Origin of the sequence: Streptomyces sp. W1SF4 (genome assembly GCF_003950035.1) — a bacterium.
Classification (GTDB): domain Bacteria; phylum Actinomycetota; class Actinomycetes; order Streptomycetales; family Streptomycetaceae; genus Streptomyces; species Streptomyces racemochromogenes.
In genome coordinates this window covers 2,033,046-2,059,907 of record NZ_CP034350.1, presented here as the reverse complement: position 1 = coordinate 2,059,907, position 26,862 = coordinate 2,033,046, and the positions used below count along the sequence as shown (strand labels likewise).

Here is a 26,862-nt window from a genome sequence, read left to right as displayed (position 1 = left end):
CAACATCGCCTGGTCGCCCATGGACGGTCGCCCCGCCCAGCAGGGCATGTACGACCCCCGCAACGAGAAGGACGCCTGCGGCGTCGGATTCGTGGCGAACCTCACCGGCGAGGCCACCCACACCCTCGTTGAGCAGGCCCTGACCGTCCTGCGGAACCTCGAGCACCGCGGCGCCACCGGCTCCGAGCCGGACTCCGGCGACGGCGCCGGCATCCTGTCCCAGGTGCCGGACGCCTTCCTGCGCGAGGTCGCCGGCTTCGAACTCCCCGGGGCCGGCGCGTACGCGGTCGGCATCGCCTTCCTCCCCGCCGACGGCACCGCACAGGCCGTCGCCGTGGAGCGGATCGAGGCCATCGCCGCCGAGGAGAACCTCACGGTCCTCGGCTGGCGCGAGGTCCCGGTCACCCCCGACCTGCTCGGCAACGGCGCGCGCACCACCATGCCCGCCTTCCGCCAGCTGTTCGTCAGCAACGGCACCACGGGCATCGAGCTGGACCGCAAGGCCTTCGTGCTGCGCAAGCGCGCCGAGCGCGAGGCCGGCGTGTACTTCCCGTCGCTCTCCGCCCGCACCATCGTCTACAAGGGCATGCTGACCACCGGCCAGCTGGAGCCCTTCTTCCCGGACCTCTCCGACCGCCGCTTCGCCTCGGCGCTCGCGCTGGTCCACTCCCGGTTCTCGACGAACACCTTCCCGTCCTGGCCGCTCGCCCACCCGTACCGCTTCGTCGCGCACAACGGCGAGATCAACACCGTCAAGGGCAACCGGAACTGGATGAAGGCCCGCGAGTCCCAGCTGGCGACCGCCGCGTTCGGCGAGGGCGCCCTGGACCGCATCTTCCCGATCTGTACCCCGGACGCCTCCGACTCGGCCTCCTTCGACGAGGTCCTGGAGCTGCTCCACCTCGGCGGCCGCTCCCTGCCGCACAGCGTGCTGATGATGATCCCGGAGGCATGGGAGAACCACGCCTCCATGGACCCGGCCCGCCGCGCGTTCTACCAGTACCACTCCACGATGATGGAGCCCTGGGACGGCCCGGCCTGCGTCACCTTCACCGACGGCACCCAGGTCGGCGCGGTCCTCGACCGCAACGGCCTGCGCCCCGGCCGCTACTGGGTCACCGACGACGGCCTCGTCGTCCTCGGCTCCGAGGTCGGCGTCCTCGACATCGACCCGTCCAAGGTCGTCCGCAAGGGCCGCCTCCAGCCCGGCAAGATGTTCCTCGTCGACACCGCGCAGAAGCGCATCGTCGAGGACGACGAGATCAAGGACGAGCTGGCCGCCGCCGCCCCCTACGCGGAGTGGCTGGAGACCGGCGAGATCGAGCTGACGGACCTCCCCGAGCGCGAGCACATCGTGCACACCCACGCCTCGGTCACCCGCCGCCAGCAGACCTTCGGCTACACCGAGGAAGAGCTGCGCGTCATCATCGCGCCCATGGCCCGCACGGGCGGCGAAGCCCTCGGCTCCATGGGCACGGACTCGCCCATCGCGGCCCTGTCCGAGCGCCCCCGGCTGCTCTTCGACTACTTCACGCAGCTCTTCGCGCAGGTCACCAACCCGCCGCTGGACGCCATCCGCGAGGAGCTCGTCACCTCGCTGCTGTCCTCGATCGGCCCCCAGTCGAACCTGCTGGAGCCGACCGCCGCCTCCTGCCGCAGCATCACCCTGCCCTTCCCGGTGATCGACAACGACGAGCTCGCCAAGCTCATCCACATCAACGCCGACGGCGACATGCCCGGCATGAAGGCCGCCACCCTGTCGGGCCTCTACCGGGTCTCCGGCGGCGGCGAGGCCCTCGCCGCCCGGATCGCGGAGATCCGCGCCGAGGCCGACGCCGCCATCGCGGCCGGCGCCCGCCTGATCGTCCTGTCGGACCGCCACTCGGACGCCGAGCACGCGCCGATCCCGTCGCTGCTGCTCACCTCCGCCGTCCACCACCACCTCATCGCCACCAAGCAGCGCACCCAGGTGGGCCTGCTGGTCGAGGCCGGCGACGTCCGTGAGGTCCACCACGTCGCCCTGCTCATCGGCTACGGCGCCGCGGCCGTCAACCCGTACCTGGCCATGGAGTCCGTCGAGGACCTGCTGCGCGCCGGTACCTTCCTGTCCGGCCTGGAGCCGGAGCAGGCCATCAAGAACCTGATCTACGCCCTCGGCAAGGGCGTCCTCAAGGTCATGTCGAAGATGGGCATCTCCACCGTCGCCTCCTACCGCGGCGCCCAGGTCTTCGAGGCCGTCGGCCTGAACGAGGAGTTCGTCGGCACGTACTTCGCGGGCACCGCCACCAAGATCGGCGGCGCCGGCCTCGACGTCATCGCCAAGGAGGTGGCCGCCCGCCACGCCAAGGCGTACCCGGCCACCGGCATCCCCGCCTCGCACCGCGCGCTGGAGATCGGCGGCGAGTACCAGTGGCGCCGCGAGGGCGAGCCGCACCTGTTCGACCCGGAGACGGTCTTCCGCCTCCAGCACGCGACCCGCAACCGCCGGTACGACATCTTCCGCAAGTACACGGAGCGCGTGAACGAGCAGTCCGAGCGCCTGATGACGCTCCGCGGCCTGTTCGGCTTCAAGACCGGTGAGTCGGGCCGTCCGTCGATCTCCATCGACGAGGTCGAGCCGGTCTCCGAGATCGTCAAGCGCTTCTCCACCGGCGCCATGTCGTACGGCTCCATCTCCAAGGAGGCGCACGAGACCCTCGCCATCGCCATGAACCAGCTGGGCGCCAAGTCCAACACCGGTGAGGGCGGCGAGGACCCGGACCGCCTGTACGACCCGGCGCGGCGTTCGTCGATCAAGCAGGTCGCCTCCGGCCGCTTCGGCGTCACCAGCGAGTACCTGGTCAACGCGGACGACATCCAGATCAAGATGGCGCAGGGCGCCAAGCCCGGCGAGGGCGGCCAGCTGCCCGGCCACAAGGTCTACCCGTGGGTCGCCAAGACCCGTCACTCCACCCCGGGTGTCGGCCTGATCTCCCCGCCGCCGCACCACGACATCTACTCCATCGAGGACCTGGCCCAGCTGATCCACGACCTCAAGAACGCCAACCCGGTCGCGCGCATCCACGTGAAGCTCGTGTCCGAGGTCGGCGTCGGTACGGTCGCGGCCGGCGTGTCCAAGGCCCACGCGGACGTCGTCCTGATCTCCGGCCACGACGGCGGAACGGGCGCCTCCCCGCTCACCTCGCTCAAGCACGCGGGCGGCCCCTGGGAGCTCGGCCTCGCCGAGACCCAGCAGACCCTGCTGCTCAACGGGCTGCGCGACCGCATCGTCGTCCAGACGGACGGCCAGCTCAAGACCGGCCGCGACGTGGTCATCGCCGCGCTGCTCGGCGCCGAGGAGTTCGGTTTCGCGACCGCGCCGCTCGTCGTCTCCGGCTGCGTCATGATGCGCGTCTGCCACCTGGACACCTGCCCCGTCGGCATCGCCACGCAGAACCCGGTCCTGCGCGACCGGTTCTCCGGCAAGCCCGAGTTCGTCGTCAACTTCTTCGAGTTCATCGCGGAGGAGGTGCGCGAGATCCTCGCCGAGCTGGGCTTCCGCACGATCGAGGAGGCCGTCGGCCACGCCGAGCTCCTCGACACCAGCAAGGCCGTCACGCACTGGAAGGCCCAGGGCCTCGACCTGGAACCCCTCTTCCACGTGCCCGAGCTGCCCGAGGGCGCGGTCCGCCACGCCCTGATCGAGCAGGACCACGGTCTGGAGAAGGCCCTCGACAACGAGCTCATCGAGCTCGCCGCCGACGCGCTGAACGCCGAGACGGCCGAGACGGCCCAGCCGGTCCGCGCCCAGGTCGCGATCCGCAACATCAACCGGACCGTCGGCACCATGCTCGGCCACCACGTCACCAAGAAGTTCGGCGGCGCGGGCCTGCCCGACAACACGATCGACCTGACCTTCACGGGTTCGGCCGGCCAGTCCTTCGGCGCCTTCCTCCCGAAGGGCGTCACCCTCCGGCTCGAGGGCGACGCCAACGACTACGTCGGCAAGGGCCTCTCCGGCGGCCGCATCGTGGTCCGCCCCGACCGCGCCGCCGACCACCTGGCCGAGTACTCCACCATCGCCGGCAACACCATCGGCTACGGAGCCACCGGCGGCGAGATGTTCCTGCGCGGCCGCACCGGCGAGCGCTTCTGCGTCCGCAACTCCGGCGCCCTGGTCGTCTCGGAGGGCGTGGGCGACCACGGCTGCGAGTACATGACCGGCGGTACGGCGGTCGTCCTCGGCGAGACCGGCCGCAACTTCGCGGCCGGCATGTCCGGCGGCGTCGCGTACGTCATCGACCTCGACCCCCGCCAGGTCAACGTCGGCAACGCGGAGGCCGTGGAGGCCCCCTCCGACGCCGACAAGCAGTGGCTGCACGATGTGGTGCGCCGCCACGAGGAGGAGACCGGCTCGACCGTCGCCGCGAAGCTCCTGGCTGACTGGGACGCCGCCGCGGCCCGCTTCAGCAAGATCATCCCGACCACGTACAAGGCAGTGCTCGCCGCCAAGGACGCCGCTGAGCTGGCCGGACTCTCCGAGTCCGAGACCACCGAGAAGATGATGGAGGCGGCGACCAATGGCTGACCCGAAGGGCTTCCTCACCACCCCGCGCGAGACCGCCTGCACCCGTCCCGTCGCCGAGCGCGTCAAGGACTGGAACGAGGTCTACGTCCCGGGCTCGCTGCTCCCGATCATCAGCAAGCAGGCCGGCCGCTGCATGGACTGCGGCATCCCGTTCTGTCACAACGGCTGCCCCCTCGGGAACCTGATCCCCGAGTGGAACGACTACGCGTACCGCGAGGACTGGTCCGCCGCGGCGGAGCGCCTGCACGCCACGAACAACTTCCCGGAGTTCACGGGCCGCCTGTGCCCCGCTCCCTGCGAGTCGGCGTGCGTGCTCGGCATCAACCAGCCGGCCGTCACCATCAAGAACGTCGAAGTCTCGATCATCGACCAGGCCTGGGACAACGGCGACGTCACCCCGCAGGCGCCGGAGCGCCTGTCCGGCAAGACCGTGGCCGTCATCGGCTCCGGCCCGGCCGGCCTGGCCGCCGCCCAGCAGCTGACGCGGGCCGGGCACACCGTGGTCGTGTACGAGCGCGCCGACCGCATCGGCGGGCTGCTGCGCTACGGCATCCCCGAGTTCAAGATGGAGAAGGTGCACATCAACCGCCGCATCGAGCAGATGCGCGCGGAGGGCACCAAGTTCCGCACCGGCATCGAGGTCGGCCGTGACATCACGGCGACCGACCTGCGCAAGCGCTTCGACGCGGTGGTCGTGGCCGCCGGCGCGACGGTCTCCCGCGACCTCCCGGTCCCGGGCCGCGACCTGAACGGCATCCACTTCGCGATGGAGTACCTGCCCCTCGCGAACAAGGTCCAGGAGGGCGACTTCCTGGCCCCGCCGATCACCGCCGAGGGCAAGCACGTCGTCGTCATCGGCGGCGGCGACACGGGCGCGGACTGCGTGGGCACCGCCCACCGCCAGGGTGCCCTCTCGGTCACCCAGCTGGAGATCATGCCGCGTCCGTCGGAGGACCGCCCGGAGTCCATGCCGTGGCCGACCTTCCCGATGCTGTACAAGGTCACCTCGGCCCACGAGGAGGGCGGCGAGCGGATCTACTCCGTCTCCACCACCCACTTCGAGGGCGACGAGGACGGCAACGTCCAGTCCCTGCACCTGACCGAGGTCGAGTTCATCGACGGCAAGCTGGTCCAGAAGCCCGGCACCGAGCGGGTCCTCCCGGCCCAGCTGGTCACCCTGGCGATGGGCTTCACCGGCACCGACCAGGCCAACGGTCTGGTCGAGCAGTTCGGCGTGGACCTGGACGAGCGGGGCAACATCGCCCGCGACGCCTCGTACGCGACCAACGCCGACGGCGTCTTCGTCGCCGGTGACGCGGGCCGCGGCCAGTCGCTGATCGTGTGGGCCATCGCGGAAGGCCGCTCGGCCGCCCGCGGCGTGGACCGCTACCTGACCGGCACCAGCACCCTCCCCTACCCGGTCAAGCCGACGGACCGCTCCCTGATGGTGTAGCCCCCCAGCGCCCCCGCCGCGCGAACGGCGGGACCCCTCATACGGTCCGTACAACGGCGTACGGAACTCCGACCCGCGCCCGCCATGTCCCCGACCAGGGATGGCGGGCGCGGTGGCGTTTCCGTGCGGCTACTCGGCGCTGAACTCGTACTCGAGCTCGTAGAGGTGCCCTGCCTTGATCATGACGGTGACCTCGATGGGACGGTTGTCGGGGCCGTACACCGTGCGCAGTGTCCTGAGGACCGGAAGGCCTCCCGGGAGCCGTAGGGCGGTGCACTGCCCCTGCGTCGGGACCCGGGCCGAAACCCGGTCGACGCTGCGGCGTGGCGGGAACCCGAGCGCGGTCAACAGGCTCGGGGTGCCGCCCTTGATCCGTTGCTCCTCGACCAGCGCTGTGCCACTCGCGATGTCCAGCGGGTAGTACGAGGTGACCAGCTCCGCCGGCTCGCCGTCGATGCTGATCAGCTGGCGGCGGCACACGGCTGAGCCGCCCTGTGGAAGGACGAGGGCCTGCGCCACGTCACCGGTGACTTGTGCCTCCCCGACGGCAAGCAGAGAGCTGCGCGCCGCCGAACGGCCTTCGGCCACCTCGAGAAGCTACGGGAACGTGGCTCCGTCGGCCGCCGGTTCGAGTGAGCGGGCCGGCCGCACGGTCCGCTGGCGGTTGTCCCGCACGGTTACCGCCGCGCCCGCGCGGCCGATCGCCAGGCCCTCGTCCTTGAGGAGCTGGACGGCTTTCTGGATGGTGGCGTTGGACGCGTCGAAGCGGGTCTTCAGCCGGGCGGTGGACGGGAGCTTGGCTCCCGCCGCGAGGTCGCCGCTCATGATCTCGTCCCGAAGTTCGGCGGCGATGCGGGCATGGAGGGGTCGGGGGTCGATTCCCTCGGCTTCGGGCATGGGCAAGGTCATCCGATCCTGATCTCGTACCGCAACTGCTGGCGTCCGGCGGGCATGACCATGACGTCTGCCTGGATCGCGTGATCCGCCGAGTCGTACGTGGTGCGGGCGAGTTGCAGGACCGGTTCCCCCGTGCCGAGTCGGAGCTGCTCGCGCTCCTCGTCGCTGGGCATGCGGGCGGTCACGTTCTCGACCACCCGTACGCCGACGTGGCCGAGCGTGGCCAGCAGGGTCACGGCGCCGCCGCGGATCTTCGCCGTGCCGGCCAGTGGGGTGCCGAGGGCGATGGCCACCGGGTAGTAGGTGTCCGTCAGCTCGGTCGGCTCGTCGTCGAGTTCGATGATCCTGCGGCGTACGACGACCGTGGCCCCGTCCGTCAGGCCGAGCATCAGGCCCACAGCGGCCGGAGCCGGCACCCCTCCGGCGTGCACGATGCGCTGGCTTCCCCGCCGACCTGCACCACGGGCTTCCTCGGTCCAGGCGTCGACGTCCCCTGCGGTACGTGGCGTCAGGTACGGCATGGAGCTGCTCGTCCACTCGTTGCTGGTCACGATGCCTCCGGCGCGTCCCAGGTGATGCTTCGCCCCCACGCTATGCGACGACGTCGACGGGCTGTGGCTGGTGCAGAGTTCGAGGTTCGGGACGAGGAGGTCGGCAAGACGGCTTGCGTTGCCTTTCGGCTGCCGGAGGGCTGAATGGCGTGGCGGGGGTTCTCGCAGTGCCCGTCTCGTCCTGCGGGGGGAGACGGGCACTGCGTTCTTCGCGGGGTTACTCCGGCTGGACCACGACCGCGCCCCAGCGTATCGACGGGGACGAGGCGGTCACCGTGGCGCCGAAGCCGCCCGACAGGCCCGGGCCGAGGGGGACCGTGATGCGGGTGGGGGAGTCCGGGGCGCAGGGCAGGGTGAAGGGGGCCGGGTTGCGGTCCGGGTGGTTGGCGAGGACGAAGGTCACCTCGATGCTGCCGTCGCCCTCGCAGGCGAAGGTGGTGTACGTGTCCAGGTGGGCGTTGAGGCCGCCCGAGACGAAGCCGCTGGAACCGGTGACCTCCGGGACCCAGATCACCCCGTCCGGGCCCGGATAGCCGATCAGTTCCCCGGCCGCGGAGGCCTGGGCCGCTCCGGTGAACAGGGTCAGTGCCGCGGTGAGGGCCGCGAGCGTGAGTGCCTTGCGTGCCATGTGTTCCCCCTCGGTGCCGAGTGACGGTCCGTTCACCGTAGGGGGCGGCACTGACAAGGCCTCAGTCGGCCGGGACCTCGCGCGGGGGTTCGTCGTCGTTGCCGCGGCGGAGGGTGTGCAGGCCTCGGGTCGGGGTCCAGGTGCGGATGACCAGTTCGTCGCCGTCCACCGCGATGTGGACCACCTCGGTCAGGTCGGCGTGGAAGAGGTGGAAGGGGTGCGGGGTGTCGGTCTCCTCCGCGTACCGGTGCAGTTCGGGCGGGTCCACCATCTCCACCGCCCGCCCGGAGATGCGGACGTCCCCGTCGGGCATGGCCATGCCCTCGCCCGGGTTGGTGTGCAGGGCGAAGCGCGGGTCGCGCTGGAGGTCGCGGGCCTTCATCGAGCCCGCCATCATGCCGAGCCACAGTTCCCCGCCGCGGAAGTCGACGTTGAGTCCGGCGACCCGGGGGGAGCCGTCCTTGCGCAGGGTGGCCAGGACGTGGTGCGGGAAGCGTGCGAAGCGGGCCCGCACGGCCTCCGCGAACTCCGGTTCCGCCTTCTCGAACGCTGCCCAGTTGTTCGTCGTCATGGCGTTATGAAAGCACCCGGGCAGGGATGTCAGGCGCGCACGATGCCCGCCGCGCGTGCCGCCGTCAGCCAGGCCGGGAACTCGGAGACGAGGCGGTCGTAGAGTTCGGCGTCCGGGACCGCGCGCGGGTCGGGGCCGGCGTGGAAGTAGCCCGCGTTGTCCACGATCCGTTTCCCGGGCACAGGCAGTTCGTCGAGGCGGCGCAGGAAGTCGAACTGGGTGCTGCGCGTGTTGCCGAAGCCGACGAACTGCCAGAAGAGCGGGAGGCGGGCCGCCTTGCAGAGGTAGCGCTCGGCGGCGAGCTTGCTGACCGGGCCGCCGTCCGTCTGGAAGACGACCAGGGCCGGATCGTCGGAGCCCGAGTCGAGGTAGTGGTCGATGACCGCGTCCATCGCCAGGTGGTAGGAGGTCTTGCCCATGTGGCCGAGCCGGGCCGCCGTCGCCGTGACCCGCCCCTCGTGGTTCGCCAGGGTGACCTCCTCGACCGCGTCGACGTCCGTAGAGAAGAACACCACCGGGACCCGGCCGTCGGTGTCGAGGTGCGCCGAGAGGCCCAGGACGCGGTCGGCGAAGGCCTGCACGCTGCCGTCGTCGTAGTAGGGCCGCATGGACCCGGAGTAGTCCAGGACCAGGTACACCGAGGCGCGGCCGCCCTCCAGACCGTGCCGGGAGAGGGAGGTGCCGGCGCTCTTGTAGAGGTTCACGAGCGCCGGGGCCGTCTCCTCGATCTTGCGGAGGTCGATCGCGCTGCCCGTCATGCGGCCGAGGGTACGGCAGCGGGCGGTGCGGCCGGGCCGGGTGCGCGCCGGGCGGGCGCCGCTCCGGCTTCCGCCGCCGCTACGGGTGGTCGGCGGACTTCCCGGCAGGGCTCCCGGCGGCCCCCGCGGCGGCGCGGGCCGCCTCCAGGGCGTCGATGTCCTCCAGCATCGCGGCCGCGAGGTCCCGCTCGGAGGTGTAGTACCGCTCGGCCCACTTGAGGGTCAGGGTGGGGTACGCCCAGGCCGCCTCGTCCTTGGCGCTCTCGGCGTCGGCCTCCGCGCGGCGGCGCATGTCCTCCGCGAACTCCTGGTGGCGGCTCAGGACTTCGCGCATCTGCTCCGGTTCCAGCAGGTGGCCCAGCCACAGCCGCAGCATCGGCCCGTGCTTGAGCACCGGCGGGTCGACCGGCGCCTCGCGCGCCCAGGTCCGTACGGCGTCCATGCCCGCGCCGGTGATCCGGTAGACGCGCTTGTCGCGGGTGCCGGTGTCCTGGGCGACCATCCGCGAGGAGGCGTAGCCGGCCTTCTCCAGCCGCTTGAGCTCGCTGTAGATCTGGCTGAAGGACGGGCTCCAGTAGAAGAAGCGAAGCGACCGGTCGGACCACTTCTTCAGGTCGTAGCCGGAGAGCTCCTCGCCGAAGGAGAGCAGCCCGAGCACCGCCCAGCTGGTCGCGGGGAGGGGGCGCGGGTTCGTGCCCGCCGACGTCTCGTCTGCCGTCTCGGCCGTCTCGTCTGCCACGCAGCGCAGTCTACGACCGGTCCCGCGGCCCTCTTCCCCCGAAGGGGCATGCCTGTTAGAAGTATTCCTCTTAGGTATGACTCCGGCAGGAGGGACCCCCGTGAAGTTCTCGATGCCCTTCGGGGCCCGGCTCGTCGGCCCGGTCCACGACCGCGTCGAACGGACCGGCCTCGTCGAGGAGATGGGCTTCGACCCCGCTCGCCCCCCGGGGGCCTGAGATGGTGTCGCTCGAGGGCAAGGTCGTCGTCATCACCGGTGCCGCCCGCGGCCAGGGCGCCGCCGAGGCCCGGCTGTGCGCCGGGGCCGGGGCGCGGGTCGTCGTCACCGACCTCCGCGAGGAGGAGGGCCGGGCGGTCGCCGCCGAACTGGGCGGCCAGGGCCTGTACGTACGCCACGACGTGGCCGACGCCGACAGCTGGGCCGGGGTGGTGCGCGAGGCGGTCGCCGCCTTCGGGACCATCTCCGCGCTGGTCAACAACGCCGCTCTGTGGCGCACCGCGCACGTCGAGGAACAGAGCCCCGAGGGCTTCGAGGAACTGCTGCGGGTCAACCTGCTCGGCCCCTTCCTCGGGATCCGGGCCGTCGCCCCCGTGCTGCGCGCCGGCGGGGGAGGCTCCGTCGTCAACGTCTCCTCCACCGCCGGGCTCGTCGGCATCCCCGGCCACGCGGCCTACGGCTCCACCAAGTTCGGCCTGCGCGGACTGACCCGCTCGGCGGCGCTGGACCTGGCCCCGGACGGCATTCGGGTCAACTCGGTGCACCCCGGGGCCATTGACACCCCGATGGTGGCCGACGCCGTCGCGGGGCGGGACTGGTCGCACGTCCCGCTGGGCCGGATGGGCCGGCCGGGGGAGGTCGGGGAGCTGGTGCTGTTCCTGTGCTCGGACGCGTCCTCGTACGTCACCGGCGCGGAGTTCGCGGTCGACGGCGGGATGACGGCGCGGTGACCCGGGACGGGCTGTCGCCGGACGCGCGGCGGCTGTGCGACGCGATGGCCGCCGGGTTCCCCGGCCCCGGGGACGCGGCCGCCCTGCGGGCCGCGGTGGCCGCCGGCGCCCCGGGCCGCCCGGCGGGGCCGGATCTGGCCTCCGTGTACGACACCACCGCGGGCGGTGTGCCGGTGCGGGTGTACGACCCCGCGCCCGGGGCGGCGGGCCGGCCGCTGGCGGTGTACTTCCACGGCGGCGGGTGGGTGATGTGCGGCCCGGACACCCACGACGCCCTGTGCCGTGCCCTGGCGTCGGCCTCCGGGGCGGTGGTCGTCTCCGCCGACTACCGGCTCGCCCCGGAACACCCCTGGCCCGCGGCGGCCGACGACGCGCTGGCCGTACTGCTGTGGGCGCGGACCGGGGCGGAACGGCTGGGCTGCGACCCGGCCCGCGTGGTGGTGGCGGGCGACTCCAGCGGGGGCAACCTGGCGGCGGTCACCGCGCTGCGGGCCCCCGGCCTGGTCGCCGGGCAGCTGCTGGCGTACCCACCGCTGGACGCCTCCATGGGCTCCGAGTCGGTGGCGGCGTACGGGCGGGGGTACTTCCACACCGCCGCGCACATGGCCTGGTACTGGGACCAGTACGGCGGCGACCCCGCCCACCCGCACGTCTCGCCGCTGCGGGCCGCCGACCTGTCGGGGCTGCCGCGCACGCTGATCGTCCTCGCGGACTGCGACGTCCTGCGGGACGAGGGGCTGGCGTACGCGCGCCGGCTGGGGGAGGCGGGCGTCGACTGCGAGGTCCGCCTCCACCCCGGTGTCTTCCACGGCTTCCTGGGCCTCCCGCTGCCGGCCGCGCGGGCGGCGGTGGCGGGAGCGGCGGCCTGGCTGGCGGCGACGGAGCCGGTGGGATGAGGGGGCGGGGCGGCCGGATTCGAACCGGCGTCCTCCTCCATGCTGTGTAGGCGCACTACCTCTGTGCTACGACCCCGCCTGGGCTGGATCTTAGGCGGCACCGGGCGGGGTCCGCACCGGGATATCGACTGCATGATGTGTCCATGCCCGCCTTCTTGCTGCGCCTGCTCCTGCTCCTGGCCGTGGAGGCCGCGGCCGCCGCGCTGCTGCGCGAGCCCGGGACGCCGTGGATCCCCGTGCTGCTGGCGGTGTTCGTGGCCGGCTCGGCCGTACCGCACGGCACCGAGGCGGAGCTCGGGGGGCGCTTCCTGGTCGCGCTGACCGCGGTCGGGGCCGCCCGGCTGGGGGCCACGGCCTGGGAGGGGCGCGGCCTGCCCGCCGCGGTGGGGCTCGGGGTGCTGCTGCTGTTCCAGACGGCGGTGCTGCTGCGGCTGTCCCTGCGGGGGCGCCGCCGGCGGGGGCGGCGGGGGTAGGGGGTAGGGGTCCCGCCGGGCCGGCGGCGATTTGGAAGACCCCGCCGGACCGGGTATTTTTCCTGTCGAGGCGCCGCTAGCTCAGTTGGTTAGAGCAGCTGACTCTTAATCAGCGGGTCCGGGGTTCGAGTCCCTGGCGGCGCACCTGTCCTTCGGGCGGTTTCCGGTTCAGTCCACCGGGGGCCGCCCGAAGTCGTTTCCACCCGGGCCGCGCGGGTCAGGCAAGATCCGAAAGGCACCACTCAGCCCGCCACCACCTCCGCCCGGCACCGCGACGGCGTGCCCCACGCGTCGCGCAGCGGGCGGGCCTTGCGCAGCCACAGGGAGAGGTCCAGTTCCTCCGTGTAGCCGACCGCGCCGTGCAGCTGGAGGGCGGTGAGCGCGGCCGCGTACGCCGCCTCGCCGGCGGTCAGCTTCGCCGCCGCCACGTCCCGGGGGGACAGGGACAGCGCCGCCGCCCACAGCAGCGGCCGGGCGAACTCCAGCGCCAGCAGGGTGTCCGCCAGCCGGTGCTTGACCGCCTGGAAACCGCCGATCGGCGTCCCGAACTGGGTGCGCTGCTTCGCGTACTCGACCGTCCGCGCCAGCAGGGCCTCGCCCACGCCCAGGCACTGCGCCGCCGTCAGCAGCCGAGCCCAGCGCAGGGCCGTACCCGCGGCCGCCGCCACCTCCGGGCCCGCCGCCAGCAGCTCCCCGTCCGCGGGGGGCCGGTACAGCCGCCTCGCCGGGTCCGTGGAGGACAGCGGGTCGCCGGGGCCGGCGGCCAGCCGCAGTTCGCCGGCCTCCGTCACCGTGAAGCGGTGCGTCACCGCGTCCGCGTCCAGGGCGTACGGGGAGCCGCCCGGCAGCGTCACCGTCGCCGACGCCCCGCCCGAGGCGAGCCCCGGCAGGAAGCGCTTCGACAGGGCCTCGTCGCCCAGGGCGGCGAGGAGCACCGCGGCCGCCGCCGTCTCCACCACCGGGCCCGGCACCCCCGCCCGCCCCAACTCCACGAAGCCGAGCGCCAGCTCCACCGGCAGCGGGCCCAGCCCCTCGTACGCCTCCGGCACGGCCAGCGCGAACAGGCCCGTCCCGGCGAGGGAGGACCACAGCGCCCGCCCGGGCCCGTGCTCCCCGGCCGCCCAGGCCCGTACCGCCGCCGGGACCGCGGCCGCGCCCAGCAGGGAGCGCAGGGTACGGGCGTAGTCGCACTGTTCCCCGGTCGGCAGGAAGCGCATCAGCGGCGGCCCTTCGGGAGGCCGAGCAGCCGCTCGGCGATGATGTCGCGCTGGATCTCGTTGGTGCCCGCGTAGATCGGCCCGGCGAGGGAGAACAGCCACGGCTCCGCCCAGGCGCCCGACGCCAGTTCCGCGTCCGGGCCGAGCAGGTCCAGGGCCGTCTCGTGCAGGGCGATGTCGTACTGGGACCAGAACACCTTGTTCAGGCTGGACTCGGCGCCGATCCGCCCGCCCTCCGCGAAGCGGGAGGCGCCCGCCCAGGTGAACAGCTCGTAGGCGCGGGCCCCGACGACCGCGTCGGCGACCCGGTCGCGCAGCGCCGTGTCGGCGGGGTCGCCCCGCTCGCGCCACAGCCGGGTCAGCCGGTCGACGGCGGCCAGGAACCGGCCGGGGGAGCGCAGGGTCAGGCCCCGCTCGTTGCCGGTGGTCGACATCGCGATCCGCCAGCCCTGCCCCGGCTCGCCGATCACGTCCTCGTCGGGGACGAACACCCCGTCCAGGAAGAGCTCCGCGAAGGCCGGCTTGCCGTCGAGGCGGCCGATGGGCCGTACGGTCACGCCGGGGGCCCGCAGGTCGAACATCAGGTAGGTCAGGCCCTGGTGCGGCTTCGGCGCCGCGGGGTCGGTACGGAAGATGCCGAAGGCCCGGTCGGCGAAGGCGGCCCGGGAGGACCAGGTCTTCTGCCCGTGCAGCAGCCAGCCGCCTTCCGTGCGCACCGCCCGGGAGCTGAGCGAGGCCAGGTCGGAGCCGGACTCCGGTTCCGACCAGGCCTGCGCCCAGACCACCTCGCCGCTCGCCATGGAGGGCAGGACGCGCGCCCGCTGCTCGGGGGTGGCGTGGTCGAAGAGGGTGGGGGCGAGGAGGCTGATGCCGTTCTGGGAGACCCGGCCGGGCGCGCCCGCGGCCCAGTACTCCTCCTCGAAGACGAGCCACCGTTCGATGTCCGCGCCCCGGCCCCCGTACTCCTCGGGCCAGGACACCGCCGACCAGCGGTCCCCGTGCAGCAGCGCCTCCCACGCACGGTGCGCGGCGAAGCCCTCCTCGGTCTCCAGGGAGGGCAGGGGGCGGTCCGGGACGTGGGAGCGGAGCCAGTCGCGGGCCTCGGCCCGGAAGGCCTCCACCTCGGGGGAGTGGTCGAGGTTCACCGGGGGCTCGCCTCCTTCGGGGCGGCCGGTCGGGCCAGGGTGTCTGCGGCAGGGGCGTGGGCGGCGGGCATCGGGACATCCTTCCCTAACAAGTGTTTGGTAGGTTAACGTACGGCCATGAGCAGCGTCGAGAGCGCCGACGAGTTCCGCGCCCGGGAACCCGGCCGTGCGAAAGAGGTACGGGCATGACCGCCCCCGCGTACGTCCCGGCCCACGGGCTCCTCGAAGGCCGCACCGCCGTCATCACCGCCGCCGCCGGGGCCGGCATCGGCGGCGCCACCGCCCGCCGCTTCCTGGAGGAGGGCGCCACCGTCCTGATCAGCGACGCCCACGCCCGGCGCCTGAAGGAGACCGAGGACGCCCTCGCCGCCGAGTTCGGGCCCGGCCGCATCGCCTCCCTGCCCTGCGACGTCACCTCCGGGGAACAGGTGGCGGCCCTCTTCGCGCACGCCGGGGAACTCCACGGCGGCCTCGACGTCGTCGTCAACAACGCCGGCCTCGGCGGCACCGCCCACCTCGTCGACATGACCGACGAACAATGGGACCGGGTCCTCGACGTCACCCTGAACGGCACCTTCCGCTGCACCCGCGCCGCACTGCGCTCCCTGAAGGCCTCCGGGCGCGGCGGGGTCCTCGTCAACAACGCCTCCGTCATCGGCTGGCGCGCCCAGACCGGCCAGGCCCACTACGCCGCCGCCAAGGCGGGGGTCATGGCCCTCACCCGCTGCGCGGCCCTGGAGGCCGCGGAGTTCGGCGTACGCGTCAACGCGGTCGCCCCCAGCCTGGCCATGCACCCGCACCTGGTGAAGGTCACCAGCGCGGAACTGCTGGACGAACTGACGGCCCGCGAGGCCTTCGGCCGGTACGCCGAACCGTGGGAGATCGCCAACGTCATCGTCTTCCTGGTCAGCGGCTACTCGTCGTACATGACGGGCGAGACGGTGTCGGTCAGCAGCCAGCGCGCGTAGGCCGAGAATGGGCCCGTGCCAACGAACAAGCCGAAGAAGACACAGGTGACCGCCTCGCCGGAGCGTCGCCGGGAACTCCTGGACACCGCCGCCGAGGTCTTCGCCGCCCAGGGATACAACGCCACCACCGTCCGCAAGATCGCCGACGCCGCGGGGATGCTCGCCGGCAGCCTCTACTACCACTTCGATTCCAAGGAATCGATGCTCGACGAGATCCTCTCGGCCTTCCTGAACGAGCTGTGGGCGGGGTACGACACCGTCCTCGCCGCCGGCCTCGGTCCCAGGGAGACCATCGAGGCCCTCGTCACCGAGTCCTTCCGGGAGATCGACCGGCACCGTGCCGCCGTCGCCATCTACCAGAAGGAGGCCCGCACCCTCTGTACGCAGCCCCGCTTCCACTACCTCTCCGACTCGCAGGTCAAGTTCGAGAAGGCCTGGCTGGGGACGCTGGAGCGGGGCGTCGCCGCCCAGGTCTTCCGCGCCGACCTCGACATCCGCCTCACCTACCGCTTCGTCCGCGACACGGTGTGGGTCGCGGCGTCCTGGTACCGGCCGGGCGGCCAGCACAGCCCCGAGGAGATCGCCCGCCAGTACCTGTCGATGGTGCTGGACGGGATCGCCGTACGCCCCTGACCCCGTTGAGGAGCCCGCCATGCCCGAGGCCTACATAGTCGACGCCGTACGCACCCCCGTGGGACGGCGCGGCGGCGGCCTGTCCGCCGTGCACCCCGCCGACCTGGGCGCGCACGTCCTGAAGGCACTGGTCGAGCGGTCCGGGGTGGACCCGGCCGCGGTGGAGGACGTGGTGTTCGGCTGCCTGGACACCGTCGGGCCGCAGGCGGGGGACATCGCCCGGACGGCGTGGCTGGCCGCCGGCCTGCCCGAGGAGGTCCCCGGGGTCACCGTCGACCGGCAGTGCGGGTCCTCGCAGCAGGCCGTGCACTTCGCCGCGCAGGGCGTCCTGTCCGGCACCCAGGACCTGGTGGTCGCCGGCGGCACCCAGAACATGTCGATGATCCCCATCGCCTTCGCCTCCCGGCGGGCCGCCGAGCCGCTGGGCTTCACCGAGGGCCCCTACGCGGGATCGGCCGGCTGGCGGGCCCGGTACGGGGACGCGCCGGTCAACCAGTTCCACGGGGCGCAGCTCATCGCCGAGAAGTGGGGGATCTCGCGGCAGGACATGGAGGAGTTCGCCCTGCGCTCCCACCAGCGGGCGGTCCGCGCCATCGACGAGGGCCGCTTCGCCCGCGAGACCGTCGCCTACGGGGACGTGGCCGTGGACGAGGGCCCGCGCCGGGACACCACCCTGGAGAAGATGGCCGGCCTGAAGCCGGTCGTCGAGGGCGGCACCATCACGGCCGCCGTCTCCTCCCAGGTCTCCGACGGCGCGGCGGCCATGCTGATCGCCTCCGAGCGGGCGGTCGCCGAGCACGGCCTGACCCCCCGGGCCCGGATCCACCACCTGTCGGTCCGCGGCGAGGACCCCATCCGCATGCTGTCGGCCCCGATCCCGGCGACCGCGTACGCCCTGAAGAAGACCGGCCTCACCCTGGACGGGATCGACCTGGTCGAGATCAACGAGGCCTTCGCGCCGGTGGTGCTGGCCTGGCTGAAGGAGACCGGCGCCGACCCGGACCGGGTCAACGTCAACGGAGGCGCCATCGCGCTGGGCCACCCGCTGGGCGCGACCGGCGTGAAGCTGATGACCACCCTCCTGCACGAGCTGGAACGCACCGGCGGCCGCTACGGCCTCCAGACCATGTGCGAGGGCGGCGGCCAGGCCAACGTGACGATCATCGAGCGGCTGTAGCCGGAGCGGGCCGGGGCCGGGTGGCGTGGGTCGCAGCGCCGCCCGGCCAGGATGTGCTAGCTTAGAGGCGTTGCAGTTGTGGTACCCATGAACTTTATGTGCGCCTGACGGGATTGCTCCGCAGGCGCTTTTATTGTTTTTGCCGGATTCTCCCGGATGGGGCCCTTGCCGCCTATTCAGGAGATTCAAATGGCTAACGGTACCGTGAAGTGGTTCAACTCGGAAAAGGGCTTCGGCTTCATCGAGCAGGACGGCGGCGGCCCGGACGTCTTCGCCCACTACTCGAACATCGCCACCCAGGGCTTCCGTGAGCTGACCGAGGGTCAGCGCGTGACGTTCGACGTCACCCAGGGCCAGAAGGGCCCCCAGGCGGAGAACATCCTCCCCGCCTAAGTTCTTCAGCATGCCGGGGTCCGCACCGCGAGGTGCGGACCCCGGCTTGTCTGCTGTCTCGACCTTTGTTCTACCTGCCGGTTTCAGGAGGGCTTTCCCGCATGACCAGCTCCAGCTCCGCACGCCCCAGCCGCCGCCCCACCCGGGGTCGAGGTGCGGCCCAGGGACGTCCGAAGGCTGGCGCGGGACGGCAGAAGTCCGCCCCCGCCCCCCGGCCCCAGGAATTCACCATGCCCGAACCGCAGGTACCGGCCCTCCCGCCGGTCGCCGCGTTCGAGGACATGGACATGCCCGAGGCGCTGCTGAAGACCCTCGCCGCCCAGGGCGTCACCGAGCCGTTCCCCATCCAGGCCGCCACCCTGCCGAACTCGCTCGCCGGCCGCGACCTGCTCGGCCGCGGCCGCACCGGCTCCGGCAAGACGCTGGCCTTCGGCCTGGCCCTGCTCGCCCGCACCGCCGGCCGCCGCGCCCAGCCGAAGCAGCCGCTCGCGATGGTCCTCGTACCGACCCGTGAGCTCGCGCAGCAGGTCACCGACTCCCTGGCGCCCTACGCCACGGCCGTCAACCTGCGCATCGCGACCGTCGTCGGCGGCATGTCGATCAACCGGCAGTCCGGCGCCCTGCGCCGCGGCGCCGAGGTCCTCGTCGCCACCCCCGGCCGGCTGAAGGACCTCATCGACCGCGGCGACGCCGACCTCTCGCAGGTCTCGATCACCGTGCTCGACGAGGCCGACCAGATGACCGACATGGGCTTCATGCCGCAGGTCACCGCCCTGCTCAAGCAGGTCGAGGCCGACGGCCAGACCATGCTCTTCTCGGCGACCCTCGACAAGAACATCGACAAGCTCGTCAAGATGTTCCTCACCGACCCGGTCGCGTTCTCCGTCGACCCCTCCGCCGGTGCGGTCAGCACGATGGAGCACCACGTCCTGTACGTCATGGACGAGACCGACAAGAAGGCCGTGGCGACGCGCATAGCCGCTCGCGACGGCCGGGTGATCATGTTCGTCGACACCAAGCGCGGGGTCGACCGCATGGTCAAGAAGCTCCTGGCGGACGGCGTCCGCGCCTCCGGCCTGCACGGCGGACGCTCGCAGCCGCAGCGCAACCGCACCCTGGACTGGTTCAAGACCGGCGAGGTCACCGCGCTGATCGCCACCAACGTCGCCGCGCGCGGCATCCACATCGACGACCTCGACCTCGTCGTCAACGTGGACCCGCCGACCGACCACAAGGACTACCTCCACCGCGGCGGCCGCACCGCCCGCGCCGGCGAGTCCGGCAGCGTCGTCACCCTGGTCCTGCCCGACCAGAAGCGCGACATGTCCCGCCTGATGTCGGACGCCGGGATCACCCCGCGCACCGCGCAGGTCAAGTCCTCCGACGAGGAGCTGTCCCGGCTCACCGGCGCCCGCGAGCCCTCCGGCGTCCCCGTCGTGCTGGAGGTCCCCCAGCCCCCGCAGCCCAAGGCGCGCACCGGCTCGGGCTCCGGCTCCGGTTCCCCGCGCCGCCGCTCGGGCGGCCCCCGCGGCGGCTCCGCGACCGGCTCCGCCCCCGCGGGCGCCGGCCGCGGCCGGCGCTCCGGCGGCTCCGCCTCCGGGCAGGCCCCCGCCGCCGGCTCCGGGCAGGCCCGGCGCGGCCAGGGCGGCGGCCAGGGCACCGGCGGCGCCCCCGCCCAGGGCCGGCGCTCCGGCGGCTCGTCCTCCGGCGGCGGTGCCGCCGCGGCCTCCGCGCGCAGCCGCGTCGGCACGGGCGGCCAGGGCCGCCGCCGGGCGGTCTGACCCCGCGGCACGAACGAGAGGACGCCGGGCGGCGCGCATCGCGCCCCGCCCGGCGTCCGCGTTCCCCGGCCCGCCCGGCCCCAGGGGGATCACCCCGGTGGGGGCGGGGCGTGGAGCGAGTGCAGTGCCTCCATCGCCTGCCGTGCTTCGGCCATGACCCGCGAGACGAGCTCCGCACAGGACGGCAGATCCTCGATCACCCCCGCGACCTGGCCCGATGCCATGACGCCGAGGTCCGTACGGCCCTCGACCATGGACGCCTTCAGGAGCATCGGGGTGTTCGCCGCCAGCAGCACTTGGCTCCAGGACAGGTCCTTGCCGTGCTTCATCGCCAGGCCGTCACGCACCATCCGCGCCCAGGACAGGCCCGACAGCTTCCGGAAACCGGCCGCGTGCCGCACCGCCCGCGCCAGCGCCCCGGCCCGGCCCGACCGCTCCAGCGCCGTGACCAGCTCGCTGCGCAGCATCCGGTGCGGCAGCCCGTCCACGGCCGTGGTGACGGTGACGTCCTTGACGGTGGCCTTCAGGTACTCGCCCTTCACCGCGTCCGGGACGGTGGAATCGGAGGTCAGCAGGAAACGGGTGCCCATCGCGATGCCCGCCGCCCCGTACGCCAGGGCCGCGACCAGGCCCCGGCCGTCGCTGAAGCCGCCCGCGGCGATCACCGGGACGTCCACCGCGTCGACCACCTGCGGCAGCAGCACCGTCGTGGCCACGTCACCGGTGTGCCCGCCGCCCTCGCCGCCCTGCACGACCACCGCGTCCGCGCCCCAGGCCGCGACCTTCTCGGCGTGCCGGCGCGCCCCGACCGAGGGGATCACCACCACCCCGGCGTCCTTCAGCCGGGCGATCAGCTCCTGTGAGGGGGCGAGCGCGAACGAGGCCACCCGTACGCCCTCGTCGATGACCAGCCGCACCCGCTCGGCCGCGTCCCCGGCGTCCGCGCGCAGGTTCACCCCGAACGGCGCGTCCGTACGGGACCTGACCTCCTGGACCGCCGCCCGCAGCTGGTCCACGGTCATCGTCGCCGAGGCCAGGATCCCCAGCGCGCCCGCGTTCGCCGCCGCCGAGACCAGGCGCGGCCCGGCCACCCAGCCCATGCCCGTCTGCACGATCGGGTACCGGACCCCGACCAGCCTGGTGAATGCCGTCTCCATCGCCGACCGACTCCTCGCTCCTTCGCCGCCGCGCCTCAGACCCGTACTTCCCGGTCGCGCAGGCCCCGGGGGTCGATCACCTCGCGGATCAGCCGCAGTTCCTCGGCGCCGGGCTCGCGCGTGTACGGGACCTCGTCCGCGACCACGAGCTCGAACCCGGTCGCCGCGCGGACCTGCTCGACCGTGACGCCCGGGTGCAGGGAGACCAGGCGCATCGTGTGGTCCGGGCCGGTGAAGTCGAAGACCCCGAGGTCGCTGACCACCCGCGGCAGCCGGTGGAAGCGGGTCACCCCCGCCGCCTCCGCGCGGTCGTAGCCCACCCCGCTGACCATGTCGACGCGCTCGACGAACACCCGGGGGGAGTGCCGGGGGACCCAGTAGCTGACCGGGTTGTTCAGGGTGTTGACGGGTGCGCCGCGCACCCCGAGGAGCTGGCGGGTGGGCCGCTCCCAGTCGCCGATGCAGGAGATGTTCTGGTTGCCGTACCGGTCGATCTGGCTGGCGCCCATCATCACGTGCCGCCGTCCGCCGGTGACCGTCGTCAGGTGGCGGCGGTACGGCAGCCAGCCCTCGGGCGTGCCGTCGAGGCCGACGAGCAGGGCCTCGCCGTCGGTGAGCAGCAGGTCGGGGGAGAAGGTGCGCTTGGCGAGCCGGGCCCCGAAGGAGGGGATCAGCCCCATCGGGCTGGCGAGGACCTCGCCGTTGCCGCGCCATGCCTCGGCGCAGGCGATCACGCAGTACTCCGCTCGGGTGGCGGCGGTGGCGGCGGTGGCGGCGGTCACTTCTGCTCCTCGTGCCAGGTCCGGATGGCGGTCTGGTAGTCGTGCTCGCTGCCGCCGGCCAGGAAGCGGGCGGCGAACTCGGGCCAGGGGGTGGTGGCGTACAGCTTCTGGAAGGCCTCGTCGCGGTCGTAGTCGGGCGCGCAGGAGGTGAAGTGCGCGCCGTTCGGGGTCTCCACCACGCCGGTGACGGAGTGCCGGCTGACCAGGAGGGACTGCGGGGGTCCGGACTTGGCCAGCTCGGCGGTCTCCACGAGCTGCTCGCAGGAGACGTAGGCGGCGTCGGCGGCCTCGCAGAAGAGGTCGTCGAAGTAGGGGTCGGGTCCCAGGTACTGGGCGTTGCCGAGCCGGTCGGCGCGGTTGAGGTGGACCAGGGCCGCGTCCAGGCGCAGGGCCGGGACGGCGACGAACTCCTCGCCGTCGGCGTACGGGGAGGTGACGGTGCGCAGTTCCGGGTTGACCCGCATGACGTCGGAGCCGAGGCCGGCCCGGACGGGCATGAAGGGGAGCCGGTTCGCGGCGGCGTGCAGCCCCCACATGAACATGGCCTCGTCGTACTCGGTGAGGGTGAGGGCCCCGCTCTCGCGGGCGGCCCGGAAGTGGGGCTCCAGGGCGATGGAGTCGAGGGTGGCGAAGGGGGCGACGAGCCTGCGGATCCGTCCGGCGGCGGCCAGCAGCCCGACGTCGGGGCCGCCGTACGAGACCACGGTGAGATCGGTGATCCCGGAGCGGAGCAGTGCTCTCACCAGGGCCATCGGCTTGCGCCGGGAGCCCCAGCCGCCGATGCCGAGGGTCATACCGCTGCCCAGCCGGCCGACCACCTCTTCGGGGGTCATCGTCTTGTCCGTCATGCGGTCCGTCCTTTGCCGAAGGTGTCGCGGACGCGGCCGGCGACCCCGCTGAGGTTGGCCTCGAAGGTGAAGCCCTGTTCGAAGCGGTAGCTGCGGCGCACGTCGACAGGGTCGATGCCGTTGATGGCCGCCTTGGCCAGGCGGATCAGGTAGCCGTCCTTCCTGGCGATCTCGGCCGCCAGCTCCAGGGCCGTCTCGCGCAGCCGTTCGGGCGGGACCACCTTCCAGACCGAGCCGTGCGCGTGGAGTTCGGCGGCGGTGGCGGTGCGCGAGGTGTAGTACAGGGCACGCATCAGGTGCTGCGGGACGAGCCGGGCCAGGTGGGTGGCGGCCCCGAGGGCGCCCCGGTCGAGCTCCGGGAGCCCGAAGACGGCGTCCTCGGCCGCCACGATCGCGTCGGCGTTGCCGACCAGGCCGATGCCGCCGCCCAGGCAGAACCCGTTCACGGCGGCGACCACCGGCACCTCGCACTCGTAGACGGCGGCGAAGGCCTCGTAGCAGCCGCGGTTGGCGCCGATGAGGGCGCCGTGCCCGTTGTCGCGCTGCACCTCCTTGATGTCGACCCCGGCGTTGAAGCCCCGGCCCTCGGCGGCCAGGACCACGCAGCGGACCTCGGGGTCCCGGCCGGCGGCGCGCAGCGCGTCGGCCAGGTCGTACCAGCCCTGGACGGGGAGGGCGTTGACGGGCGGGAAGTCGGCCGTGACGAGTGCGATGCCCTTGGCCGGGCCGGAGGTGGAGACACCCATGAGCGGATCAGCTACCTTTCCACCAAACATTTGTTAGGTGCTTGCCAGGTGAGGAAGGTAGCAGCCGATGGAGCTCAAGGGGAGGGTTGTCGTCGTCACCGGCGGAACCCGGGGGGTGGGCGCCGGGATCGCGCGCTCGTTCCTCACGGCCGGGGCGGAGGTCGTCGTCTGCGCCCGGCGTCCGCCGCGGGAGCCGGTGGCGGCGCACGGGCGGCGGGCCGCATTCACCGCCGTGGACCTGCGCGACCCGGCCGCCGTACGGGCGTTCCTCGACGCCGTCGGCGAGCGCCACGGGCGGCTCGACTGCCTGGTGAACAACGCCGGCGGGACCCCGTACCGGCTGCTGGAGGAGGGCGGCGCCGAGCGGCACGCCCGCGTCCTCGAACTCAACCTGGTGGCCCCGATGACGGCCTCGCTCGCCGCGTACCCGTGGCTGCGCGAGAGCCGCGGCTCGGTCGTCATGGTCGGCAGTGTCAGCGGCACCCGCCCCTCGCCCGGGACGGCCGCCTACGGCGCGGCGAAGGCGGGCCTGGAGAACCTGGCCCGCTCGATGGCCGTGGAATGGGCGCCCGAGGTACGCGTCAACACGCTCGTCCTGGGAATGGTGCGGACCGAGCTGGCGCACCTGCACTACGGGGACGAGGCGGGTGTCGCCGCGGTCGGCGCCACGGTGCCGCTGGGACGGCTGGCCGAGCCGTCGGACGTGGGGGAGGCGGCGGTGTTCCTGGCCTCCGGCCGGGCCGGCTACGTGAGCGGCGCGAGCCTGCTGGTGCACGGCGGCGGGGAGCGGCCCGCGTTCCTGGACGCGGCAACGGTCAACAAGGAGAGCTGAGGCGGACATGGGCATTGCGGACGGACGCGTGGTGATCGTGACGGGCGCGGGACGGGGGCTGGGCCGGGCCCACGCCCTGGCCTTCGCGGCGGAGGGCGCGCGGGTGGTCGTCAACGACCTCGGGGTGGGCCTGGACGGCCATCCCGGACCGGACAGCCCGGCGTCGCTGGTCGCCGAGGAGATCCGGGCACGGGGCGGCGAGGCGGTGGCGCACGGCGGGGACATCGCCTCGCAGGAGGGCGCGGCCTCGCTGGTGGACTGCGCGGTCTCCGCGTTCGGCGGCCTGGACACCCTGGTCAACAACGCCGGGTTCCTGCGGGACCGGATGCTGGTCAACCTCGGGGAGGCCGACTGGGACGCGGTGATGCGGGTGCACCTCAAGGGGCACTTCCTGCCGCTGCGGGCGGCGGCCGCGTGGTGGCGGGCCGAGGCGAAGGCCGGGCGGCCGCGGGCCGCCCGGGTGGTCAACACCTCCTCGGGGGCGGGACTGCTGGGCTCCGTCGGCCAGGGCAACTACAGCGCGGCCAAGGCGGGGATCCTCGGCCTGACGCTGGTGGCGGCGGCCGAGATGGACCGCTACGGCGTCCAGGTCAACGCGATCGCCCCGGCGGCGCGGACCCGGATGACGGAACGGACCTTCGCCGAGTCGATGGCCGCGCCGCGGGAAGGGGGCTTCGACGCGATGGCGCCGGAGAACGTGTCCCCGCTGGTGGTGTGGCTCGGCTCGGAGGAGTCGGCGGGGGTCACGGGGCGGGTGTTCGAGGTCGAGGGCGGCCGCATCACGGTGATGGAGGGCTGGCGGCCGGGCCCCACGGCGGACCGCGGCGCCCGCTGGACCCCGTCGGGGGCGGGGGCCGCCGTCACGAAGCTCCTCGCCGACGCGGAGCCGGCACAGCCGGTGTACGGAGCCCGCTAGGCCCGGGCGGATGCGGGTGCGGTGCGTTCCCGGGGGAACCGGCCATCGTGGGGGGTGGGGTGGATCAGGGGCGGCGGGGCCGGGCTGATGGGCGGGGTGGCGGAGGCGCCGGCTCCGCCGGTTCCGGCCAGGAAGCCGGCCCCGGGGCAACCCGGCACGGCGTTGGCCCGATCCCACCCTCCCCGCCCCAGCGGCCGCGTGATGGCATGTGCACGCCGAATTCCCGACGATTGGGGAACCCCGACATGCCGTTCCGCAGAATCGCCGTCGGTGCCGCCGTCACGGTGCTGTCCGCCGTGGCCGCCGCACCCGCCCAGGCGCACGCCCCGGCGGACCCCCCGTACGTCCCGCCGCCCGGCCGGATCACGGTCGACGTCGTCGGAGTCAACGGCTCCGGCTGCCCCCAGGGCACCGCCACCGTCGCCGCCGCTTCCGACAACACGGCCTTCACCGTCACCTACAGCAACTACCTCGCCCAGACCGGCGCCGGCTCCGGCGGCACCGACTTCCGCAAGAACTGCCAGCTGGCCCTGCGGATCCACGTCCCCCAGGGCTTCACGTACGCCATCGCCCGCGCCGACTACCGCGGCTTCGCCCACCTCCAGCGCGGCGCCTACGGCCAGGAGCGCGCGAACTACTACTTCCAGGGCAACGCCCAGACCGCCCGCACCACCCACCAGTTCAACGGCCCCTTCACCGACAACTGGCAGGCGAGCGACCAGACCGAGTACGCCGACCTCGTCTGGGCCCCCTGCGGCGAGGAGCGCAACCTCAACGTCAACACCGAACTGCGGGTCTACGGCGGCACCTCCAGCCCGCAGGCGCTGAGCTTCATGAGCATGGACTCCACCGACGGCAGCGTCAGCACCGTCTACCACTTCGAGTGGAAGGAATGTCCCGCCCGCTGACAGCAGCGCCTGAAGCCAACGAAGGTCAGGAGTGACAACGATGTCTCGCCTCAGGACCCCCCTGCTCATCGGCGCCGCGGCCGCCGCGCTGGTCACCGCCTCCACCCCCGCCGTCGCCGGCGGCCCGATCACCGTCCCGCCCGACAAGATCGTGATCGAACTCGCCACCGTCAACGGCTCCGGCTGCCGCGAAGGCACCGCCCAGGTCGCCGTAGCCCCGGACAACACCGCCTTCACCGTCACCTACAGCGACTACATGGCCCAGGTCGGCCCGGGCGCCCCGCCGACCGCCTTCCGCAAGAACTGCCAGCTCAACCTCCGCGTCCACGTGCCCTCCGGCTTCACCTACGCCATCGTGCAGGCCGACTACCGCGGATTCGCCTTCCTCCAGCCCGGCGCCTCCGGCCAGGAACGGGCGAACTACTACTTCCAGGGAATGCCCCAGACGTCCCAGCGGACCCACCAGTTCACCGGTCCCCTCAACGACAACTGGCAGACGAGCGACAAGACGGAGTACGCCGACCTCGTCTGGGCCCCGTGCGGCGAGAAGCGCAACTTCAACATCAACACCGAACTGCGCGTGAACGCCGGCAGCTCCAGCCCCCAGAGCACGAGCTTCATGGCCATGGACTCCACCGACGCCAGCGTCAGCACCCTCTACCACCTCGCCTGGCAGGTCTGCCCGGCCGGCCCGAAGAAGGGCTAGCCCCCGCCGGCGGCCACGCCGCCGTCCGCGCCTCGGCGCGGACGGCGAAAGGGCTCCGGGCCCGGCCCCCTGGCGAGGGGTCGGGGCCGGAGCCCTTCTCGTGCTCTGCCATATGACTACCCGCTCCGTCCGCCCGCTGAACCGCCGCCGCCCATCATGTTGTGACGGAGGTA

25 protein-coding genes, 2 tRNA genes and 1 pseudogene are annotated in these 26,862 nt (G+C 72.9%); 15 read left to right on the top strand and 13 right to left on the bottom strand.

Annotated elements, in window-relative coordinates; all coding sequences use genetic code 11:
• The first annotated feature begins 19 nt into the window (after positions 1-19).
• Positions 20-4,567: a glutamate synthase large subunit gene (gene gltB / locus D1J60_RS09670; protein ID WP_206436634.1), complete on the top strand. Its 4,548-nt coding sequence runs from the start codon at positions 20-22 to the stop codon at positions 4,565-4,567.
• On the top strand, positions 4,560-6,020 hold the full coding sequence (locus D1J60_RS09665) for a glutamate synthase subunit beta (RefSeq protein ID WP_125600100.1): 1,461 nt from the start codon (positions 4,560-4,562) through the stop codon (positions 6,018-6,020). Before gltB ends, D1J60_RS09665 begins: the two co-directional genes overlap by 8 nt.
• 129 nt (positions 6,021-6,149) lie before the next feature.
• On the opposite strand, the pseudogene D1J60_RS09660 reads toward D1J60_RS09665, so the two are convergent.
• From D1J60_RS09660 to D1J60_RS09635, 6 genes and pseudogenes are all read right to left on the bottom strand, one after another.
• Positions 6,150-6,929: pseudogene (locus D1J60_RS09660) on the bottom strand (GntR family transcriptional regulator).
• Positions 6,926-7,468: a UTRA domain-containing protein gene (locus D1J60_RS09655; RefSeq protein WP_125820834.1), complete on the bottom strand. Its 543-nt coding sequence runs from the start codon at positions 7,466-7,468 to the stop codon at positions 6,926-6,928. Before D1J60_RS09655 ends, D1J60_RS09660 begins: the two are co-directional and overlap by 4 nt.
• Before the next feature lie 217 nt (positions 7,469-7,685).
• Positions 7,686-8,096 (bottom strand): hypothetical protein, encoded by a 411-nt coding sequence (locus D1J60_RS09650; protein ID WP_125820833.1) that lies wholly within the window; start codon positions 8,094-8,096, stop codon positions 7,686-7,688.
• Positions 8,097-8,157: 61 nt separating this feature from the next.
• Positions 8,158-8,667 (bottom strand): pyridoxamine 5'-phosphate oxidase family protein, encoded by a 510-nt coding sequence (locus D1J60_RS09645; RefSeq protein WP_125820832.1) that lies wholly within the window; start codon positions 8,665-8,667, stop codon positions 8,158-8,160.
• A 29-nt stretch (positions 8,668-8,696) separates the two neighbouring features.
• Complete coding sequence (locus D1J60_RS09640; RefSeq protein WP_125820831.1) at positions 8,697-9,425, bottom strand: VWA domain-containing protein; 729 nt, start codon at positions 9,423-9,425, stop codon at positions 8,697-8,699.
• 79 nt (positions 9,426-9,504) lie between these two features.
• Positions 9,505-10,164 (bottom strand): helix-turn-helix transcriptional regulator, encoded by a 660-nt coding sequence (locus D1J60_RS09635; protein WP_125820830.1) that lies wholly within the window; start codon positions 10,162-10,164, stop codon positions 9,505-9,507.
• 218 nt (positions 10,165-10,382) lie between these two features.
• Here D1J60_RS09635 and D1J60_RS09630 point away from each other — a divergent pair, with 218 nt between their 5' ends.
• Both D1J60_RS09630 and D1J60_RS09625 read left to right on the top strand, forming a co-directional pair.
• Complete coding sequence (locus D1J60_RS09630) at positions 10,383-11,111, top strand: glucose 1-dehydrogenase (protein WP_125820829.1); 729 nt, start codon at positions 10,383-10,385, stop codon at positions 11,109-11,111.
• Entirely contained in the window at positions 11,108-12,007 is a 900-nt protein-coding gene (locus tag D1J60_RS09625) for an alpha/beta hydrolase (RefSeq protein WP_241253197.1), read from the top strand. The genes D1J60_RS09630 and D1J60_RS09625 overlap by 4 nt, the downstream gene beginning before the upstream one ends.
• 3 nt (positions 12,008-12,010) lie before the next feature.
• Here the strand turns inward: D1J60_RS09625 and D1J60_RS09620 are convergent.
• A tRNA-Ala gene (locus D1J60_RS09620) sits at positions 12,011-12,085 on the bottom strand.
• Between the two features lie 65 nt (positions 12,086-12,150).
• On the opposite strand from D1J60_RS09620, the gene D1J60_RS09615 reads away from it, so the two are divergent.
• Positions 12,151-12,480, top strand: a complete 330-nt coding sequence (locus D1J60_RS09615; RefSeq protein WP_125820828.1) for a hypothetical protein — start codon at positions 12,151-12,153, stop codon at positions 12,478-12,480.
• Between the two features lie 70 nt (positions 12,481-12,550).
• Positions 12,551-12,624: transfer RNA gene (locus D1J60_RS09610), tRNA-Lys, on the top strand.
• A 98-nt stretch (positions 12,625-12,722) separates the two neighbouring features.
• Here D1J60_RS09610 and D1J60_RS09605 read toward each other — a convergent pair.
• Together D1J60_RS09605 and D1J60_RS09600 are read right to left on the bottom strand one after the other, a co-directional pair.
• Positions 12,723-13,697 (bottom strand): acyl-CoA dehydrogenase family protein, encoded by a 975-nt coding sequence (locus tag D1J60_RS09605; protein ID WP_125820827.1) that lies wholly within the window; start codon positions 13,695-13,697, stop codon positions 12,723-12,725.
• Entirely contained in the window at positions 13,697-14,842 is a 1,146-nt protein-coding gene (locus D1J60_RS09600) for an acyl-CoA dehydrogenase family protein (protein ID WP_125820826.1), read from the bottom strand. Before D1J60_RS09600 ends, D1J60_RS09605 begins: the two co-directional genes overlap by 1 nt.
• A 185-nt stretch (positions 14,843-15,027) precedes the next feature.
• On the opposite strand from D1J60_RS09600, the gene D1J60_RS09595 reads away from it, so the two are divergent.
• From D1J60_RS09595 to D1J60_RS09575, 5 genes are all read left to right on the top strand, one after another.
• Positions 15,028-15,810 carry an SDR family oxidoreductase gene (locus D1J60_RS09595; RefSeq protein WP_125820825.1) on the top strand — a complete coding sequence of 261 codons (783 nt, stop codon included), beginning with the start codon at positions 15,028-15,030 and terminating at the stop codon, positions 15,808-15,810.
• Positions 15,811-15,825: 15 nt separating this feature from the next.
• Complete coding sequence (locus tag D1J60_RS09590) at positions 15,826-16,443, top strand: TetR/AcrR family transcriptional regulator (protein ID WP_125820824.1); 618 nt, start codon at positions 15,826-15,828, stop codon at positions 16,441-16,443.
• Positions 16,444-16,462: 19 nt separating this feature from the next.
• A complete protein-coding gene (locus D1J60_RS09585; RefSeq protein WP_125820823.1) occupies positions 16,463-17,620 on the top strand; it encodes an acetyl-CoA C-acetyltransferase in 1,158 nt (385 codons plus the stop codon).
• Between the two features lie 189 nt (positions 17,621-17,809).
• A complete protein-coding gene (locus D1J60_RS09580; RefSeq protein WP_007263537.1) occupies positions 17,810-18,013 on the top strand; it encodes a cold-shock protein in 204 nt (67 codons plus the stop codon).
• A gap of 101 nt (positions 18,014-18,114) precedes the next feature.
• A complete protein-coding gene (locus tag D1J60_RS09575) occupies positions 18,115-19,794 on the top strand; it encodes a DEAD/DEAH box helicase (protein WP_125820822.1) in 1,680 nt (559 codons plus the stop codon).
• 89 nt (positions 19,795-19,883) lie between these two features.
• Here D1J60_RS09575 and D1J60_RS09570 read toward each other — a convergent pair whose 3' ends face one another.
• Genes D1J60_RS09570 through D1J60_RS09555 form a run of 4 tightly spaced genes read right to left on the bottom strand, consistent with a single transcriptional unit; the run spans position 19,884 to position 23,327 of the window.
• On the bottom strand, positions 19,884-20,951 hold the full coding sequence (locus D1J60_RS09570) for a nitronate monooxygenase (RefSeq protein ID WP_125820821.1): 1,068 nt from the start codon (positions 20,949-20,951) through the stop codon (positions 19,884-19,886).
• Between the two features lie 35 nt (positions 20,952-20,986).
• A complete protein-coding gene (locus D1J60_RS09565) occupies positions 20,987-21,733 on the bottom strand; it encodes a CoA-transferase (protein ID WP_125820820.1) in 747 nt (248 codons plus the stop codon).
• Entirely contained in the window at positions 21,730-22,581 is an 852-nt protein-coding gene (locus D1J60_RS09560) for a CoA-transferase (RefSeq protein ID WP_125820819.1), read from the bottom strand. Before D1J60_RS09560 ends, D1J60_RS09565 begins: the two co-directional genes overlap by 4 nt.
• Entirely contained in the window at positions 22,578-23,327 is a 750-nt protein-coding gene (locus tag D1J60_RS09555) for an enoyl-CoA hydratase family protein (RefSeq protein WP_125820818.1), read from the bottom strand. The genes D1J60_RS09560 and D1J60_RS09555 overlap by 4 nt, the downstream gene beginning before the upstream one ends.
• Before the next feature lie 67 nt (positions 23,328-23,394).
• Between D1J60_RS09555 and D1J60_RS09550 the strand changes: the two genes are divergently transcribed.
• From D1J60_RS09550 to D1J60_RS09535, 4 genes are all read left to right on the top strand, one after another.
• The gene (locus D1J60_RS09550; RefSeq protein ID WP_125820817.1) at positions 23,395-24,159 is read left to right on the top strand and encodes an SDR family oxidoreductase; all 765 of its coding nucleotides are present in this window, start codon (positions 23,395-23,397) and stop codon (positions 24,157-24,159) included.
• A 7-nt stretch (positions 24,160-24,166) separates the two neighbouring features.
• The gene (locus tag D1J60_RS09545; RefSeq protein ID WP_125820816.1) at positions 24,167-25,075 is read left to right on the top strand and encodes an SDR family oxidoreductase; all 909 of its coding nucleotides are present in this window, start codon (positions 24,167-24,169) and stop codon (positions 25,073-25,075) included.
• Between the two features lie 245 nt (positions 25,076-25,320).
• The gene (locus D1J60_RS09540) at positions 25,321-25,983 is read left to right on the top strand and encodes a DUF4360 domain-containing protein (RefSeq protein ID WP_125604918.1); all 663 of its coding nucleotides are present in this window, start codon (positions 25,321-25,323) and stop codon (positions 25,981-25,983) included.
• A gap of 40 nt (positions 25,984-26,023) precedes the next feature.
• A complete protein-coding gene (locus D1J60_RS09535) occupies positions 26,024-26,689 on the top strand; it encodes a DUF4360 domain-containing protein (RefSeq protein ID WP_125604920.1) in 666 nt (221 codons plus the stop codon).
• Positions 26,690-26,862 lie beyond the last annotated feature (173 nt).